This window comes from Frankia sp. RB5 (genome assembly GCF_059816245.1).
In genome coordinates this window covers 116,816-133,171 of the sequence record NZ_JCBATA010000009.1, presented here as the reverse complement: position 1 = coordinate 133,171, position 16,356 = coordinate 116,816, and the positions used below count along the sequence as shown (strand labels likewise).

The following is a 16,356-nucleotide window of genomic DNA, read 5'->3' as shown; positions in this document are numbered from 1 at the left end:
CCTCAAGAAGTAGGTGGTCGCGGACGGTACGCGGCTACTCGGACCGGACCATCCCGACGGCCTCACCGCCCGTGCCAACCTCACCTTCCTTTACGGACAGGCGGACCGCACTACCAGCAGGATCATTCCCGAGGAGTGCGTACTCGCCGATCAGCGGCGTCTACTCGTCGACCAACGCAGGGACCGCCTCGGCCGAAACTGAGCCGAACCCCCAACCTCACCTCGAAAGCACCCGCCCTGAGCTGCCTCTTCTCGGGTTGGGGATGTTTGTGGCGCCTCGGCAGCAACCGAACCCCCAACCCTGGCGATTCGGTCTTCCTGGCTCTGTCAGTCCACCTCTGAGGATACCGACTCCGCCTGCCGACATTGATCCCCTTGATCAGCTTGCGGCGTCTGCCCGTGTGTTGTCGACAGCCCTGTCCTGTCGGGCACAGCCGTGCGCTACAGGGCAGGCGACAGCCGACCGCCGGTTGCGTGGCTTTGACAAGATGCCCGCCGGCGCGTGAGTGTCGCGGCGCTACGCTGGTACGGCGGGGCTCGGCCCTGGAGGTCCGTGACGGGAGGTGCGTGATCACCGCGGAGATGGCGGAGATGATTGCCCCTGCGTGGATGCATGAGCAGGTCACGGCGGCGCAGTACGACTCCTGGTCCGACGAGCAGTGCGCGGGCATCGAGATCGTGGACGGGATGGTCGTCGTGAGTCCCAGCGCGTCCAAACGCCACAACCGCCTGGTCAAGATCCTCACGGTCGCGCTGGAGGCGGCCGCAGGGCCGGAGTGGAACGCCGACTTCGACGTCGACGTCCGCCTCCAGGACGTGCCGCTGACGAACCGGCGTCCCGACGTCGTCGTCTACCGCGCCGACACCCTCGACGTCACGCCCACCCGGCCCGAGCATGTCCTGCTCGTCGCCGAGGTCGTCTCACCGGGATCGGAGACGACCGACCGGATCGTCAAGGCCGAGCAGTACGCCAAAGCCGGGATCGCCTACTACTGGCGGGTTGAGCAGCCCGCCGCCGGCGTCCCCGTCACCCACACCCACGTCCTGGACCCGGCAAGCGGAACCTACCGGCCCACCGACGTCTTCACCGGCGCCATCGACGCGGCCGCCCCCTTCCCCGTCCGCATCGACCTCACCCGACTCTGACGGCGTTCGCCAGATCGACCGCCTGCCGACCCCAGCGAGGGCACCACAGATCGGGCACGCGAGCTCTGGTGGATCCCGCCGCGGTTCCCTTCTCGCCGCTGCGGACAGGACGTGGCCACGCCCGCCCGCCATCACCAGCAGACCGTCGGGAGCGCGGTTCAGTTCCACAGAGTGGCGATCGGGGCGGCGACGATGCCCTCGCCGAGCGGGTAAACCCGCTTGCCAGTGTGCAGGACGACACCGGCGACGAAACGGTCACCGAGTTCGTCGCGCAGCCAGGCAAGGTGGCGTGCCGCGTCACGGCCGGGCCCGGCGTCGGCCTTGACCTCGACCCCGATCACCCGCCCGCCACCCAGCTCGACAAGCACGTCGACCTCATGGCGACCACCCTCCTGACGCAGATGGAACAGGCGCGGCCGACTGGCACTCACCGGCACCTCAGCCCGCAGCTGCGCGACCACCAACGTGTCCAGCAGCCGACCCAGCAGATCACCGTCCCGCAGCACCGCCCGGACATCGACCCGCAACGCCGCCCCGATCAGCGCCGGATCCACCACATAACGCTTCGGAACCTGCACCAGACGCTTCAACCGATTAGTCCACCACGACGGCAGACTGTCCACGACCAGCAGATTGCGCAACAGACCGTCGTAGGCATCGGCGGTCTTCGCGTTGATCCTCGCCGCCTCGAACACCGTCCTGTTCGCCACGATCCCCGCGGAGTTCAACGCCAGCACCTCGACATAGCGGCGCAGCCTGTCCGGATCCCGCGACTCGCCCAGCAGCTCCACATCACGGGTCAGAAGCTGATCCAGATAGCTCTCCAACCACTCCTGACCCCGGGCAGCCGACAGGCGCAGCGCCGGCTCGGGAAAGCCACCCCGCAACGCCAGCCCCAGATAGCCGGGCAGATCCGGCGGATCAGCCGGCGACGACAGCGCCTCCACACCCGCCTCGGCGATCCGGTCGACAAACGACGGCCCGTCCACCCGCCCGGCGATCTCCCGCAACGACAGACCACTCATCGCGACCCGGACCAGACGACCCGTACCCGGCCAGTTCTCCGCCTGCAGATCCGCCCGCACCGACCCCGTCACCAGAAACCGGCCCGACCCCGGCCACGCATCCACCGACCGCTTGATCGCCCCCAACACCCCCGGCACGACCTGCCACTCATCCAACAGCACCGGCTCGGGAAACTGACGCAACGCCGCATCCGGATCCGCCCGAAACGCCACCGCCTCCGCCGGCTCATCCAGACGCACCACACTGCGCGCATGCCGCGCCGCCGTCGTCGTCTTCCCCGCCGCCCGCGGACCGACGATCAGCACCGCCGGCAACTCGCCGAACATCTCATCGATCTTCGCATCCACCAACCGAGGCAGATACGAACTCTCCACAACCCCTCCGACCTGGACAGCAATCGATGGCTACCGGCACCACACGGAGACCGATACCATCATCCTACAGGTGGCACTACCAGTTTCACACACACTTGACTGCCACTCCGCTGCACTCACCGTGGACAGGACGTGGCCACCCGAGCCGGGACTCACCTCAACCATCCTTTCACCGTCTGCACCGACACCGTGTCCGAAGGTGATCGCGCCGGGACGGCGGCCCGCACCCGGTCTCCGCTCGTTGCGGTCCGGACGGGTTTGCCATCAGGCGCAACGGCAACATCCAAGGGAGGGCGGGTGACGCGAGTCACCCGTGGCGACCGTCGGCTGTGCGGCGCAAGTGTCAGCGGTGACCGCGGGGCGGGAACCTGTACGAGGCCGAAGAGAGTAGGCGAGCGGCAGCGACGCGGAAGCCTGGTGGACGAGCCGCGCCGAACGCTGCGGCGCACCTGCGCAGCTCCACCGCACAGCCCCTTGACGACATCACCGGCCCCCGCCGCGGCCGCACCCAGATCCGTCACGCCCTCACCCGCTACGACGGCGGCGCTGCCGTCACCGGCCCGGACGCCATCCGGGACGCCATCCTCGACGGCATCGGCCGCGGCAAGTCCTACGGCGCCGGGCTACTCTCCATCGCCCCCTACGGAGGCGCCCGATGACCATCCCCGCCGCCGCGAAACACCGCCTCGGCCGGCCCACCCTCGCGATGCTTCCCCGCGTGGCCGACTCTCTGTCCTTTCTTTATCTAGAATCCGTCCGCATCTTCCAGGACGGCACCGGCGTCCTCGCCCACGTCGCGTCCCCCCCTTGCCCAGCTACGCGGCATGGAAGGCCAGCGGGTCAATGCCTACTACCGGCTCTTCGCCCAGAAACACGGCGCTCCCCGCTTCCGCCGCAACTACGATCCGGCGAAACGGGACAGCCAGGACACGGTCAACCTCGCCCTGTCCGCCGCCAGTGCCTGCCTCTACGGCGTCGTCCCGCCGGGACCAGGCGTCCAGCCGAATGGTAGGGCTAGCCACACCCTCGGTTGTCCGCCTGGCCGTAGTGCCACTGCGCGCCGGGGTGGATGTACTGAATGGATGTCGTCGCCGCAGCCAATCGAGCTCATCCGCCTGAGCAAGGTCTATGGAACCGGCGCGGCAGCCGTGACCGCGCTGGACTCGATCACCCTCAGCTTCCCGAGCGGTTCCTTCACCGCGGTCATGGGTCCGTCTGGCTCGGGCAAGTCCACCCTGCTGCACTGCGCGGCCGGTCTGGAGAGGCCGACCGGCGGTCAGGTGCTGTTGGCGGGCACCGACCTGACCAGCCTCAAGGAGACCGTGCTCACCCGACTGCGGCGGGAACGGGTCGGTTTCGTGTTCCAGTCCTTCAACCTGATCGCGGCACTCACCGCCGAGCAGAACATCGCGCTGCCGTTGCGGCTGGCCGGCCGCCGTCCGAAACGGGCCGAACTCCACGCGGCACTGCATCAGGTCGGCCTGGCCGATCGGGCCGGACACCTGCCCAACCAGCTGTCCGGTGGCCAGCAGCAACGGGTCGCCATCGCCCGCGCCCTGGTCACCCGCCCGCACGTGCTGTTCGCCGACGAGCCGACCGGAGCGCTGGACCGCAACACCTCACGCGAGATGCTCACCGCGCTGCGCAGCCTGGTCGACGGTTCCGGACTCACCACCATCATGGTCACCCACGATCCGCTGGCCGCGTCCTACGCGCACCGGGTGGTATTCCTGGCCGACAGCCGGTTGGCCGGCGAACTGGTCGACCCGACCATCGAGACGGTCGCCGCCCGGATGACTCGGCTGGAAGGACTCCCGTGCTGAGCATCGCACTGGCCACCCTGCGGGCCCGCCGGGTCAGCTTCGCAGGCACTTTCGCGGCACTTCTGGTCGGGGTCACACTGCTGTCCTCGGTCAGCATCGCGCTCACCGGCGCCGCCGATCCCGGCGGGCACAGCCCGCTGCGGTTCGCCGCCGCGCCCACGGTGCTCACCCCCGCCGCGTCCTTCCCGATCCGCGGCGACGGCTACACTGATCGGCTCAGCCTGGACGGTCGCCCGGCGCTGCCGGACGCGGCGCTGTCGGCGGCCCGAGAGGCCGGCCGGGTGGTCGAGGACCGCTCCTTCTACGCCCAACTGGCCGGCAGCCGGACCTCGAAAGGCCAGCCGCCACTGGGACACGGGTGGTCGGCGGCGGCATTCACGCCGTACCGGCTGCTCGCCGGCAGCCCACCGAGCGGCACGGACGAGGTGGTGCTGGCCGGTGCGCCGCGCGACATGGTGGGCCGGCAGGTCAGCGTGCTGACGGTGGCCGGGCCGGCCAGCTACCGGGTCAGCGGGGTGACCGCGGCGACCTCGTTCGAACAGGCGATCTTCTTCTCCGACGACCGGGCAGCCGAGCTGAGCCCGCCGATCAATGCCGCGGTGGTGTACGGCTCGGCCGACAAGCTGCGCCCATCGATCGCCCGGACGAACCGCGACCAACCGGATCGCCTGCCCGAGGTGGTCCTGACCGGCAACGCCCGCCACGACGCTGACCCGGGTCGGGCCGACGAGCGGCTGGCGCTGCGGTCGGTGACCGGCCTGCTGGGAGTGACCGGCGGGCTGGCCGCAGTCGTCACGATCTTCCTGGTCGGCGCTACCTTTGCGTTCTCGGTCAACCAGCGCCAGCGCGAACTGGCCTTGTTGCGGCTGGCCGGCGGTACCCCCCAGCAGATCAGGACGATGGTGCTGGCCGAGGCTGCGCTGATCGGACTGGCCGCGGCCACCCTCGGCGCGCTCATCGGACTGGTAGGCGGCCCCTTGCTGGCGCGCTGGTTGGTCACCCGGCAGGTCGCACCGGACTGGTTCCAGGTCCGGCTGACACCGTTGGTGCTGGTGGCCCTGGTCGGCGTGCTGCTCACCGGGGTCTGCGTGGCGCTGGTCGGCGCCGCGCTGGCCTGTCTGCGCGCCGGCCGGATCCGCCCCATCGAGGCGCTGCGGCAGTCGCAGGTAAGCCGGACCGGGATGGGGTTGGCCCGCTGGATGCTGGGCCTGTTCACCCTGTTGCTCGGCGTCGCGTTGCTGTGGCTGGTGCCACTGGCCGATCCGCTGGTCGCGATCGGGCTGAACCAGGGCTTCGCGGTGGTGCTGGTCGTGGCCGTCGCGCTGCTCGCGCCGCTGGCGATCCGCCCCGTGACCCAGCTTGCCACCCTCCCGCTGGTTCTCGGTCGAGGCGCGACCGGCCTGCTGGTCCGGCAGACCACCTTCGCCTCCGTTCGCCGAGCAGCCGCCACAGCGGTGCCGGTGATCATCACCCTGGGGCTGGCCTCGGCCCTGCTCGGCTCGCTGGCGACGTTGAACGCGGCGAAGTCACATGAGCTGAATCGATCGCTGGCATCGCAGTTCACCGTGCTGAGCAGGACCGGGCCAGGCCTGGACCAGTCGGTGGTGGATCGCGTGGCGGAGCTGCCGGGCGTGACCAGCGAGCCGGTGCGCCAGGTACAGCTCTACGGTCCGCAGCGCGGCAGCACCGGCCTGGTTCAGTACCAGGCACAGGCGGTGCAGCCGTCAGCACTGACCACCCTGTTCGACCTCCAGGTGGTAGCGGGCTCGGTCACGGCACTCAACGACAGCACGATGCTGATCGACCAGGAATGGGGCAAGAAGGTCGGCGACAAGGTACCAGTGATCTTCGGTGACGGCACCCGCGGTCAATTGACGGTAGCCGCCGTGTTGCGTACCGGATTCGGCAACAACTCCGCATTCGTGACCCCGTCCCATGCAGGTCAACTGCTCGCCGACCGGATCGACGTACGCGGCCCGGCCGGTCTGAACGCGGCGGTGATCGCTTCAGCGATCAACCGGCCGGACGTGACGGTCCTGGCGACGACGGAATGGTCGAGAGCGACTGACCGACACCAGATCGAGCACAGCCGTCAGAATGCGACCACGGTACTTGCCATCGTGCTGCTCTACAGCGTGTTGGCAACCGCCAACACGATCGCGATGGCGACCGCGGCCCGTGGCCGGGAGTTCGCGGCGCTGCGACTGGCCGGTGCGGGCCGGTGGCGGATCGCGCTGATCAGCACGATTGAATCGCTACTTGCCGTCCTGGTCGGTGGACTGCTCGCGGCGATCGCGACCGCGATCTCACTGGTCGGACTCAGGGACGCCATCCGCCATGTGACCGATTCATCCCGTATTACGATCGAATGGGCTATGCTCGCCAGCCTGACAGGCGTAATTGCAGTGATCGCGATGCTGTCGACAGTGATCCCATGCCTGCTCGTGATGCGCGCTCGGCCTATCCAGCTCGTCGGCAACCGCGAGTAGGCAGCATCAGCGGCCTCGGACCATTCCCGCGAGCTGTCCGATCCGGAACGCTGGTGGATCTCCTGGTGACCTTGTGATTCTTGGGCGGCGAGAGCGGCGGGCCGCGCGCTGGTCACGCGGATGCGGCCCAGGCGTCGGCGAGCTCCCCGGGAGCGCGAAATTTTATACGGAGATCGCGCCAGGCACAACATTAGTGATGAATGGCACGATCTGCTAGCTTCTGCTTGCGAGCCGGCGATCCGGACCATTTCCCGTCGAGCAGGGGTGAACGCGATGCCGCGTGCAGACATCTCCTTTGATATCAGTCAGGTGTTACCCAAGGGTGGCGAGGAGTCGGTGGCCGAGCTGTCGGCGACCGTCGTGTTCGACGCCGCGCGGCTCACCCCGAAGCCGGTGGTGGTCCTGGCCACTCCGGGCGGCACGTACCATCGCCGCTACTGGGATCTCCAGCCACCCGGCCGCACCGGATACAGCAAGGCGGAGTACCTCGCCGCGCACGGACTGATCTTCATCGCGCTCGACTACTTCGGCGGCGGCGACAGCACACGGCCCGCCGACGGCGACTTCATCGGCCTGGAGGTGCAGGCCGACGCCGCGCACCTCGCGTACGAGCAGGCGCGCCAGCGGTTGCGGGACGGCACGCTCGCCCCCGGCCTGCCGGCGATCGACGACGCGACCTTCGTCGGGATCGGCCAGTCGCTCGGCGGGTTCATCACCATGATCCAGCAGGGGAAGTACGCCGACTACGCCGCCGTCGGAATCTTCGGGGCATCGCCGCTACTGATCACCGGCGTACGCGAGCAGCCCGACTGGGACACGCTGTCGACCGAGCAGCGGCGCGCCTGGGTGATCGCCGAGAACACCCGGCAGAGCGGAAACACCGAGCTGGAGATGTACCACGGCGCGCCGCGGGCGCAGTACGCCGGCATCTTCCACGTCCTGGACGTGCCGGACGACCTGCTGGCCTATGACGAAAAGGAGTGCCACACCCTGATCCCGCGGTACGCGGGTATCGACGGCATGACCCCGGGCCTGGCGAAGCCGTTCGCCGACCGCATCACCGCGCCGTTGTTCCTCGCCTTCGGCGACTCCGACGTCTCCGCTGACCCGCACCGTGAACCGACGGGCTATCCCGCGTCGCCCGACATCACCGTGGTCGTGATCCCACGCATGGCCCACATGCACAACTTCGCCGACACCCGCGTCCAGCTGTGGGACCGCTTCCTCGCCTGGCTCCCCGCCGCCATCTGACTCGCAGGGCTCCTGCACCGCGCCGACCGCGCTTCCCTTCCCAGCGCCGCACGTGCCGGTAGCCGCGCCGCACTCGCGATTGTCGTGCCCTTCGCTGCCGTCATCGGAGCCGATGAGACGTAGGAGAAGGTGTCCGGGCTCCCACTTCGCATCCACAAACGCCCGTGCCACCTGCAACCCCATCGCCGACCGGCGGCCGCGTTCACCGAACTCGCGCAGCGCTCCCGACACCGCCGCCGCGCGACGACCCCGGCGGCTGACGGCGTCTCAGTGGGCCGGCTGCCTGAGGATGATGACGCCGGTCACAGGTCACCGCTCTCGGGTGCGGGGGGCGGCACGGCGGGTCGGCGAGGCTGTGGTTGGGTCGTCCGGCCAGGGGTGGCGCGGGTAGCGGCCGCGCAGCTCCGCGCGGACCTGCGGGTAGCCCGTGCGCCAGAACGACGCCAGGTCGCTCGTCACCGCCACTGGGCGCCCCGCCGGGGACAACAGGTGGAGCACCAGTGGCGCGTGGCCGTCGGCGACGACGGGTACCCGCTCCCATCCGAACACCTCGGCGATCTTGACGGCCAGCACCGGGCCGGGCGCACCGCTGGTCCCGCTGTAGTCGAGGCGTACCCGGGAGCCGCTCGGCACCACCACCCGCTCGGGCGCCAACTCGTCCAGTCGGGCGGCGTGGGGCCAGGGGAGCAGCCGGCGCAGGGCGTGACCGGTGTCGATGCGTTCAAGGTCAGCGCGGCGTCGCACGTTGTCGAGGTCCGGCCCGAGCCAGTCCGGGGCGGCGTCGAGCAGGGCGGCATCGGTGACGTCCGGCCAGGGGGCGCCGAGCAGGCGGTGGCAGAACGCGAGTCGGTCGCGCAGGCTGAGCGCGTCGGCACTCCAGCGCAGCACGGGGAGTCCCGCGTCGCGCAGCCCGTCGAGCACGGCGGCCCGCAGCACGGACCGGTCCGGCCTCGCTACCGGGCGTTCGGTGAGAACGATGGCGCCGAGGCGCTCGACCTGGCGGGCGACGATGTCGCCCGCGGACCAGGCGACCTCGTCCCCGGTGTGCAGCAGCGCCGCGCCGGCCTCCCGTGCGGTGCTCGCGTCCAGGGCGACGGCCAGGCGTACGCGGGCGGACGTCCGGCCGGGGCCGCGGTCGGCGACCGCGATGGCGAGCCATTCCGTTCCCGTCAGTGCCGTGCCCGGGGCGAGTTCGGCGCCGGTCCCGCCAGCCATCAGGTAGCTCGGGCGGCCGGGGTCGCGGGCCCGCGCAAGCCGCTCGGGAAAGGCCAGGCCGACCACCAGCCCCGCCGCAAGATCGTCGGGCATCCCACCCGCTCCGCGCCCGGCGAGCCCAGCTTCGGCGGACCCGACCGGGCCAGCGGGTTTCCCGGGCCCGGTGAGCCCCTCGATCCCAGGGGGTGCAGCCTGCGCGGCCGAGGCCAGCCGACGGGTCTCCGCCCGCCAGCGGGCGGTCGCGGCCCGGTCGGTGTTGTTGCGCAGGTGACGCCAAGCGGCGACGAGGTCATCGGAGGGGCCACCGGCCGGGCCGTCGCCGGAGAGCATCGCCACCACCTCCGCCGCCCGGCGGGCGCCGATGGCCCGGCTGCCGTCGAGCAGCGCCCGCGCGAGCCGCGGATGGGCGCCGACCAGGGCGAACGCGCGTCCTCGTGGGGTCGTCCTGCCCGTCTCATCGGTGGCGCCGAGGGCCCGGAGCGAGGCTGCGGCAGCCTCCATCGCGCCGGCAGGAGGGTCGGGCAACGGCAGCCCCACCCCGCCGGGATGGCCCCAGACAGCCAGCTCCAGGGCGAACGCGGTGAGGTCGGCGACGGCGATCTCCGGTTCCGGCTGGGCGGGCAGCCGATCGTGCTCGGCGGCCGACCAGCACCGATACACCCGGCCTGGTGCCTCCCGGCCGGCTCGGCCCGCCCGCTGCCTGGCGGACGACCGCGACACCCGCACGGTGACCAGCGAGCCCAGCCCGCGGGCGTGGTCCATCCGTGGGGAGCGGGCCAGGCCGGCATCGACGACGACCCGCACGCCGGGCACCGTCAGGCTGCTCTCCGCGACCGCGGTCGCCAGCACGACCCGGCGACGCGGGCCGGCGCGCAGCACCGCGTCCTGCGCGCCGCCGGACTGGCGGCCGTGCAGGGCGAGCACGTCCACGACGTCGCGATGCTCGGCGAGCCGGCCCACGACGGTGGCGATCTCACCGGCGCCGGGCAAGAAGACGAGCACGTCACCGGACGTCTCCCGCAGTGCGCGTCCGATGGTCGCGGCGACGTGGTCGAGTAGCTTCGGGTCGACGCGCAGGCCGTGCGCCGGGGTGATCATCCCCGGCGGGGGTGTCCAGACCACGTCGACGTCGTGCATCGCGGCGTCCGTCCCGATGACCGGCGCGGGATGGCCGGGCGCGCCAAGCAGCGCGGCCAGCCGCCGGGTGTCGGCCGTCGCGGAGGCGGCCAGCAGGAGCAGGTCGGGGCGCAGCGCGGCGCGGACGTCGAGCAGGAACGCGAGCGCCAGGTCGGCGTCCAGGTGACGTTCGTGGCACTCGTCGAGGATGACCGCGTCGGTACCGGGCAGCTCAGGGTCGCGTTGGAGCCGTCGGACGAGCACTCCCGTCGTGACCACCTCGACCCTGGTGGACGGCCCGGCCCGGCGCTCGCCGCGGATCGTGTAACCGACCGCGCCCCCCACCTCGCCGCTGCCGGCGAGGACGGCCATCCGTCGTGCCGCGGCGCGTACGGCGATGCGCCGCGGCTCGACGACCAGGACCCGGCCACGGACATGGTCGGCGAGCGCGAGCGGGACGAGCGTCGTCTTGCCGGTGCCGGGCGGGGCGACCAGAACCGCGGCCCCGGCGGCGCCGCCGGGGCCGTGCTGGTCGCTGGCGGTCAGCGCGGCGACGAGCGCGGGCAGGGCGGCCCGGACGGGCAGATCAGCCCCGGCGACGGTGCGGTCGGGCAACATGCGCCCAGTGTCCTCGGATCAACGCGGCCGGGGGCGGCGCGCCCGCGAGCATCCGATCGTGGGTCGGGCGTGTTCACCGGCACCATCGACGCCACCGCCCCCTTCCCCGTCCGCACGCCGTCGCCCCTTGCCGTCACCTGTCAGTTGGTCCGGGTGTCGCCGTGAGGCGGTGGGTGAGGGCGGTGTGGCGGCGGCCCGCGCCGGGGGTGCGCACGGCGACGGCCAGCGCCCGGCGGCTGCCGGCCAGCACGACGAGGCGTTTGGCCCGGGTGACGCCGGTGTAGAGCAGGTTGCGTTGCAGCATCATCCAGGCCGAGGTGGTCAGGGGCAGCACGACGGCGGGGTACTCGCTGCCCTGGGAGCGGTGGATGCTGATCGCGTAGGCGTGGGCGAGCTCGTCGAGTTCGGTGAAGTCGTAGTCGACGAGCTCGTCCTCATCCGTGCGCACCGTGACCGTCTGCTCCTCGACGCTGATCGCGGTGACGACGCCGACGGTGCCGTTGAACACCCCGGCCGTGCCCTTGTCGTAGTTGTTGCGCAGCTGGGTGACCTTGTCACCGACCCGGAAGACCCGCCCGCCGAAACGCCGCTCGGCGACACCATCACCGCCGGGGGTGAGGGCCTGCTGCAGCAGCAGGTTGAGGTTGCCCGCCCCCGCCGGACCGCGGTGCATCGGGGTGAGCACCTGCACGTCGCGGCGCGGGTCCAGGCCGAAGCGGGCGGGGAGGCGGCGGGCGACGATGTCCACGACGAGCCGGGCGGTCTCCTCCGCCGGATGCGCCTCGGAATCCTCCGGTGGTTCGCAGGTGAACCAGAAGAAGTCGTCGAAGCCGCGCAACGTCGGCGGGCTGCCGGCGTTGATGCGATGGGCGTTGACGACGATCCCCGACCGCTGCGCCTGCCGGAAGATCCTCGTCAGCCGGACCCGGGGGATCGCCTCGGCGGCCAGCAGATCCCGCAGAACCTCCCCCGCGCCGACCGAGGGAAGCTGGTCGACGTCACCGACCAGCAGCAGGTGCGCGCCGGGCGGGATCGCCTTCACCAGCTTGTTCGCCAGGATCACGTCCATCATCGACGACTCGTCCACCACGACCAGATCCGCGTCCAACGGACGGTCCCGGTCATAGGCCGCCTCGCCACCGGGTCGCAGCTCCAACAGCCGGTGCACGGTCGCGGCCTCATGGCCGGTGAGCTCGGCGAGCCGTTTCGCGGCCCGCCCCGTCGGCGCGACCAGCACCACCCGGGCCCGCTTCGCCCGCGCCAGCTCCACCACGGAACGCACCGTGAAACTCTTCCCACAACCAGGGCCGCCGGTGAGCACCGCCACCCGGCTCGTCAAGGCCAGGCGCACCGCCTGCGCCTGCTCGTCGGCCAGCTCCTGCCCGGTCCGCCCACGCAGCCACGCGAACGCCGCCGCCCAGTCCACCGCCGCGAACGCACCCAGCCTCTCCTCGGCGGCGCCGAGCAGACCAAGCAGACCATTCGCCAGCGACGTCTCCGCCCGGTGGAAAGGCAGCAGATAGACCGCCGGCACCGGCCCCTCGCGGGCCGGCACCCGCTCACGCACCACACCCTCCGCCGCGACGAGAGAATCCAGACACGGACCGACGAGCTCCCGGTCCACCTCCAGGATCTTCACCGCCTCGGTGACCAGATTCGGCTGCGGCAGATAGCAGTGCCCGTCCTCGGCGGCCTGCGACAACGTGTACTGCAACCCCGCCCCGATCCGCTCCGGACTGTCCGGCGGAATACCCACCGCCCGTGCGATCGTGTCCGCGGTACGAAACCCGATCCCCCACACCTCCGAGGCCAGCCGGTACGGCTGATGACGCACCACCGAGATCGACCCGTCACCGTACTTCTTGTAGATCCGCACGGCCAGCGACGTCGACACCCCCACCCCCTGCAGGAAGACCATCACCTCCTTGATGGCCTTCTGCTCCTCCCACGCCAGCGCGATCCGCTTCGTCCGCTTCGGACCCAGCCCACGCACCTCGACCAGCCGCCCCGGCTCCTCCTCGATGATCCGCAGAATGTCCAGCCCGAAATGGTCCACCATCCGCTCGGCCATCGCCGGCCCAATGCCCTTGATCATCCCCGAGCCGAGATACCGACGAACCCCCTGGATCGTCGCCGGCAACACCGTCGTGAACGAATGCACCTGGAACTGCCGGCCATACCGCGGATGACTCCCCCACCGGCCCACCAGGCGCAGACTCTCCCCCACCTGCGCGCCCAGCAACGCGCCGACCACCGTCAGCAGATCCGGACCCGACCGCTCCGTCGCCAACCGAGCAATCGTGTACCCGGTCTCCTGCGCGACGAAGGTGATCCGCTCCAGCACCCCCTCCACCACCGCCATCCCCGGCCCCGCCGAACCGGACTGTCCCGCCGGACCGACGGTGGGAGCCGACGCGGCGGCAGAGTGCGAGGACACGGCCACCATTGTGCCCGCGCACCAGATCGGCCCTGTACCGCGCAGGTGCGATCAGGGCCGCGCAGGTGCGATCAGGCCGCGGGTCCTGGTCGACGACGCCCTGGTCCAGCCCGCCTCACCGCGGTCGAGCCTGATGGGCATCAATGTAGTCAACCCCTGTCCCGGCGTCCGGGACGGCCCTATTTCGCGTCGTACTCGCGGCGGGCGTCGTCGATGTCGTCGGCATGTTCCAGGGCCCAGTTCATAAGCGACCAGGCGGTGTCCAGCAACGTGTGGCCCAGCGGGGTGAGGGCATACTCCACCTGCGGTGGAACCGTCGGGTGAACGGTACGGAGGACAAAGCCGTCCCGTTCGAGGCCGCGCAGGGTCGCGCTGAGCATCCGCGGGCTGATACCCGGCACCCCGCGACGTAGTTCGGAGAACCTCCGGGCGCCGCCGCCCAGCTCGTGGACGAGGGTGACGGACCATTTGTCGCCGACCCGGTCCAGCACATCACGAACCCGGCACGCCGGTTCCCCCCGAACGGCCAGAGCTGCCGCGATCCGCGCGTGATCAATACTCTCGGCGCCGGCGCCGCTCGTCGTCATGGTTCCCTCCACGTAACCAAGGAAGAAAAAAGTGCCGTCTTCCACCCGGCCGCACCGTCGCCCAGACTGTGGCCGGATTCCCCAGACATTCGGACCCCACACAGAAAGTTGTGATCATGACAGTAGAAGCGTTGCCGCTCGACGAGACCTTCGCCGTGCCGGCCGACGCCGCCGCGCTCGACCGGGCGGCCACGGCCCTGCGCGAGAACGGCTTCGTCGTGCACATCGTCGACACCATCGCCGACGCCAGGTCTCTGCTCGGGGAGCTCCTCCCGCGCGACCGGGAGATCTTCACCGCCTCCAGCCAGACGCTGGAACTGTCCGGAATCACCGCGGACATCGACGAATCCGGCGAGTACGTCTCGGTGCGTGCCAAAGCCGGACCGCCCTCGGCCGACGTCTGGGACACCGTCCGGCTGGGCGCCACCCCCGAGGTCGTCGTCGGCAGCGTCCACGCGGTCACCGAGGACGGCCACCTGCTCGCCGGCTCGGCGAGCGGCAGCCAGCTCGCGCCCTACGCGGCCGGCGCCAAGCTCGCCTACTGGGTCGTCGGCGCGCAGAAGATCGTCCCCGACGTGGCGACCGGCCTGCGCCGGATCCACTCCTACAGCCTCCCGCGCGAAAGCGCGCGACTGCAGGAGCGCTACAACCAGACGTCGTTCATCGGCCGGATCCTGATCCTCGAGCGCGAGGCCTTCCCGGACCGCGGTCATGTCATCCTGGTCCGCGAGGCCGCCGGCTTCTGACCACCGCGACCGCGAGATCCCGGGCCCGCTCGTCGCGCATCCCTCCTCGCGCCAGGAGCGGGCCCCGGGCGCCCCACTACCGCCAGCTCCTCCGCCGCTCGGTGGAGGTGGCGAACTCCCAGATCGACCTCCCAGATCGACGCCGCCACATTGTCCATCATCTCACTCGAGATGCCGGGATAGACGCCGACCCAGAAGGTCCGCTCGGTCACGACGTCGCTGTTCGTAAGGTCTCCCACCACACGAACACGGCGCCGCAGGGCGGGATCGACGTCTACCCCGGCACGAGCTCGCCGCCGCCCTCCTGGTCGCGGTGGTACTTGCGGACGCCTTCCAGGATCAGGTCACGATCGGTGGCGCTCAACGGGTCCCTCCTCGGTTGTCCGTCGGCAACCGGCAGCCCTGCTCGGGCGGCCGTCACGGAGCCTGTTCCCCGACGACATCAATGACCGGGGAAAGGTCGCCGGGTACGCTGACCGTGCCGGCCGTGGGACGCTCACGACCATGGCACGATCGGCGGTGGGGACGAGGGCCCCTGGAGCTTGCGGGATCGGCACGGCCTGGCCGTTCGGGGTTCCGAGGCGAGGTGCCGCGCTGGTGCGGGCATGTCATCCAGAGCCGACGGCCGCGGTGACGCTGTTCTCGGCGGCGCTCGCGGCCTCCAGCGGGCGGACGGCGCGTGGGGTCGGGCTGGTGGCGTCGGCGGTCCTGGCCGGGCAGCTTTCGGTGGGCTGGAGCAACGACCTCGTCGATCGGCATCGGGACGCGGCCGGGGGTCGGGCGGACAAGCCCCTCGTCGGCGACGGGCTCACGCCCGCGACGGTGGCAGCGGCCACGGCGACGGCGCTGGTCGCCTGCGTGCCGCTGTCGCTGGCCTGCGGGCGACGGGCCGGGTTCACGCACCTCGCTGCCGTGGCGAGTGCCTGGGGCTACAACCTCGGGCTGAAGGCGACGCCGCTGTCGGTGGTCCCCTACGCGGTCTCGTTCGCACTGCTGCCCACCTTCGTCGTCCAGGGGCTGCCCGGCGCTCCCGCACCGCCCTGGTGGCTGCCGGCGGCGGCGTCACTGCTCGGCGCGGGTGCGCACTTCGCCAACGTCCTGCCGGACCTCGATGCCGACGCCCGCACGGGGGTGCGTGGGCTGCCGCAGCGCCTCGGGGCCGCCGGCTCGCGCGGGTCGGCCGCGCTGCTGCTCGCGGCCGGCTCTGCGGTGGCGGCGCTCGGGCCGGCGCGACCGTGGGGCCTGCGGGTGGGAGTACTGGCCGCGGTCGGGGTGCTGACCAGTGCCGGGCTGCGCCGCGACGACCGGACGGCCTTTCGCACCGCCATGGCCGTCGCCGCGATCGACGTCGCCCTCGTCGTCGCCGGCGCCCGGCTGGACTGACCCCGCGACATCGCGACATCGCGGCGGTCCGCGCATCGGTGTCCCGCCGTTGTGTCGATGGCGTGCCTGGATTGGATCTACCGTTACCGTGGAGCGACTGTCACACCGTGTGTGCGGGTGAGACCGGCGATGCCGCCGGCCACCG

General features: G+C 71.1%; 12 protein-coding genes. 8 read left to right on the top strand and 4 right to left on the bottom strand.

Going from position 1 to position 16,356, the window contains the following annotated elements; translation table 11 throughout:
• The first annotated feature begins 13 nt into the window (after positions 1–13).
• Positions 14–202: a hypothetical protein gene (locus AC6EXY_RS06865; RefSeq protein ID WP_101832147.1), complete on the top strand. Its 189-nt coding sequence runs from the start codon at positions 14–16 to the stop codon at positions 200–202.
• Positions 203–591: 389 nt separating this feature from the next.
• Positions 592–1,146 (top strand): Uma2 family endonuclease, encoded by a 555-nt coding sequence (locus tag AC6EXY_RS06860; protein WP_101832153.1) that lies wholly within the window; start codon positions 592–594, stop codon positions 1,144–1,146.
• A gap of 158 nt (positions 1,147–1,304) precedes the next feature.
• Here the strand turns inward: AC6EXY_RS06860 and AC6EXY_RS06855 are convergent, their stop codons facing one another.
• Complete coding sequence (locus AC6EXY_RS06855) at positions 1,305–2,498, bottom strand: ATP-binding protein (protein WP_499816831.1); 1,194 nt, start codon at positions 2,496–2,498, stop codon at positions 1,305–1,307.
• Between the two features lie 416 nt (positions 2,499–2,914).
• Between AC6EXY_RS06855 and AC6EXY_RS06850 the strand changes: the two genes are divergently transcribed.
• The 4 genes from AC6EXY_RS06850 to AC6EXY_RS06835 all read left to right on the top strand — a co-directional run bounded on the left by AC6EXY_RS06850 (position 2,915) and on the right by AC6EXY_RS06835 (position 8,109).
• Complete coding sequence (locus AC6EXY_RS06850) at positions 2,915–3,205, top strand: type I-E CRISPR-associated protein Cas6/Cse3/CasE (RefSeq protein WP_207770368.1); 291 nt, start codon at positions 2,915–2,917, stop codon at positions 3,203–3,205.
• Between the two features lie 423 nt (positions 3,206–3,628).
• Positions 3,629–4,369 carry an ABC transporter ATP-binding protein gene (locus AC6EXY_RS06845; RefSeq protein ID WP_101832716.1) on the top strand — a complete coding sequence of 247 codons (741 nt, stop codon included), beginning with the start codon at positions 3,629–3,631 and terminating at the stop codon, positions 4,367–4,369.
• A 161-nt stretch (positions 4,370–4,530) separates the two neighbouring features.
• Positions 4,531–6,858 carry an ABC transporter permease gene (locus tag AC6EXY_RS06840; RefSeq protein ID WP_133150714.1) on the top strand — a complete coding sequence of 776 codons (2,328 nt, stop codon included), beginning with the start codon at positions 4,531–4,533 and terminating at the stop codon, positions 6,856–6,858.
• Positions 6,859–7,131: 273 nt separating this feature from the next.
• Positions 7,132–8,109 (top strand): alpha/beta hydrolase, encoded by a 978-nt coding sequence (locus AC6EXY_RS06835; RefSeq protein ID WP_133150713.1) that lies wholly within the window; start codon positions 7,132–7,134, stop codon positions 8,107–8,109.
• Positions 8,110–8,418: 309 nt separating this feature from the next.
• Here AC6EXY_RS06835 and hrpB read toward each other — a convergent pair whose 3' ends face one another.
• From hrpB to AC6EXY_RS06820, 3 genes are all read right to left on the bottom strand, one after another.
• Positions 8,419–11,058 (bottom strand): ATP-dependent helicase HrpB, encoded by a 2,640-nt coding sequence (gene hrpB, locus AC6EXY_RS06830; RefSeq protein WP_499816833.1) that lies wholly within the window; start codon positions 11,056–11,058, stop codon positions 8,419–8,421.
• Between the two features lie 133 nt (positions 11,059–11,191).
• Positions 11,192–13,420 carry an SF1B family DNA helicase RecD2 gene (gene recD2, locus AC6EXY_RS06825; protein WP_499816871.1) on the bottom strand — a complete coding sequence of 743 codons (2,229 nt, stop codon included), beginning with the start codon at positions 13,418–13,420 and terminating at the stop codon, positions 11,192–11,194.
• A gap of 254 nt (positions 13,421–13,674) precedes the next feature.
• Complete coding sequence (locus AC6EXY_RS06820) at positions 13,675–14,127, bottom strand: winged helix-turn-helix transcriptional regulator (protein ID WP_243407708.1); 453 nt, start codon at positions 14,125–14,127, stop codon at positions 13,675–13,677.
• A 71-nt stretch (positions 14,128–14,198) separates the two neighbouring features.
• On the opposite strand from AC6EXY_RS06820, the gene AC6EXY_RS06815 reads away from it, so the two are divergent.
• A complete protein-coding gene (locus AC6EXY_RS06815; RefSeq protein ID WP_499816834.1) occupies positions 14,199–14,828 on the top strand; it encodes an LUD domain-containing protein in 630 nt (209 codons plus the stop codon).
• A gap of 630 nt (positions 14,829–15,458) precedes the next feature.
• Positions 15,459–16,211, top strand: a complete 753-nt coding sequence (locus AC6EXY_RS06810) for a UbiA family prenyltransferase (RefSeq protein ID WP_499816836.1) — start codon at positions 15,459–15,461, stop codon at positions 16,209–16,211.
• Positions 16,212–16,356 lie beyond the last annotated feature (145 nt).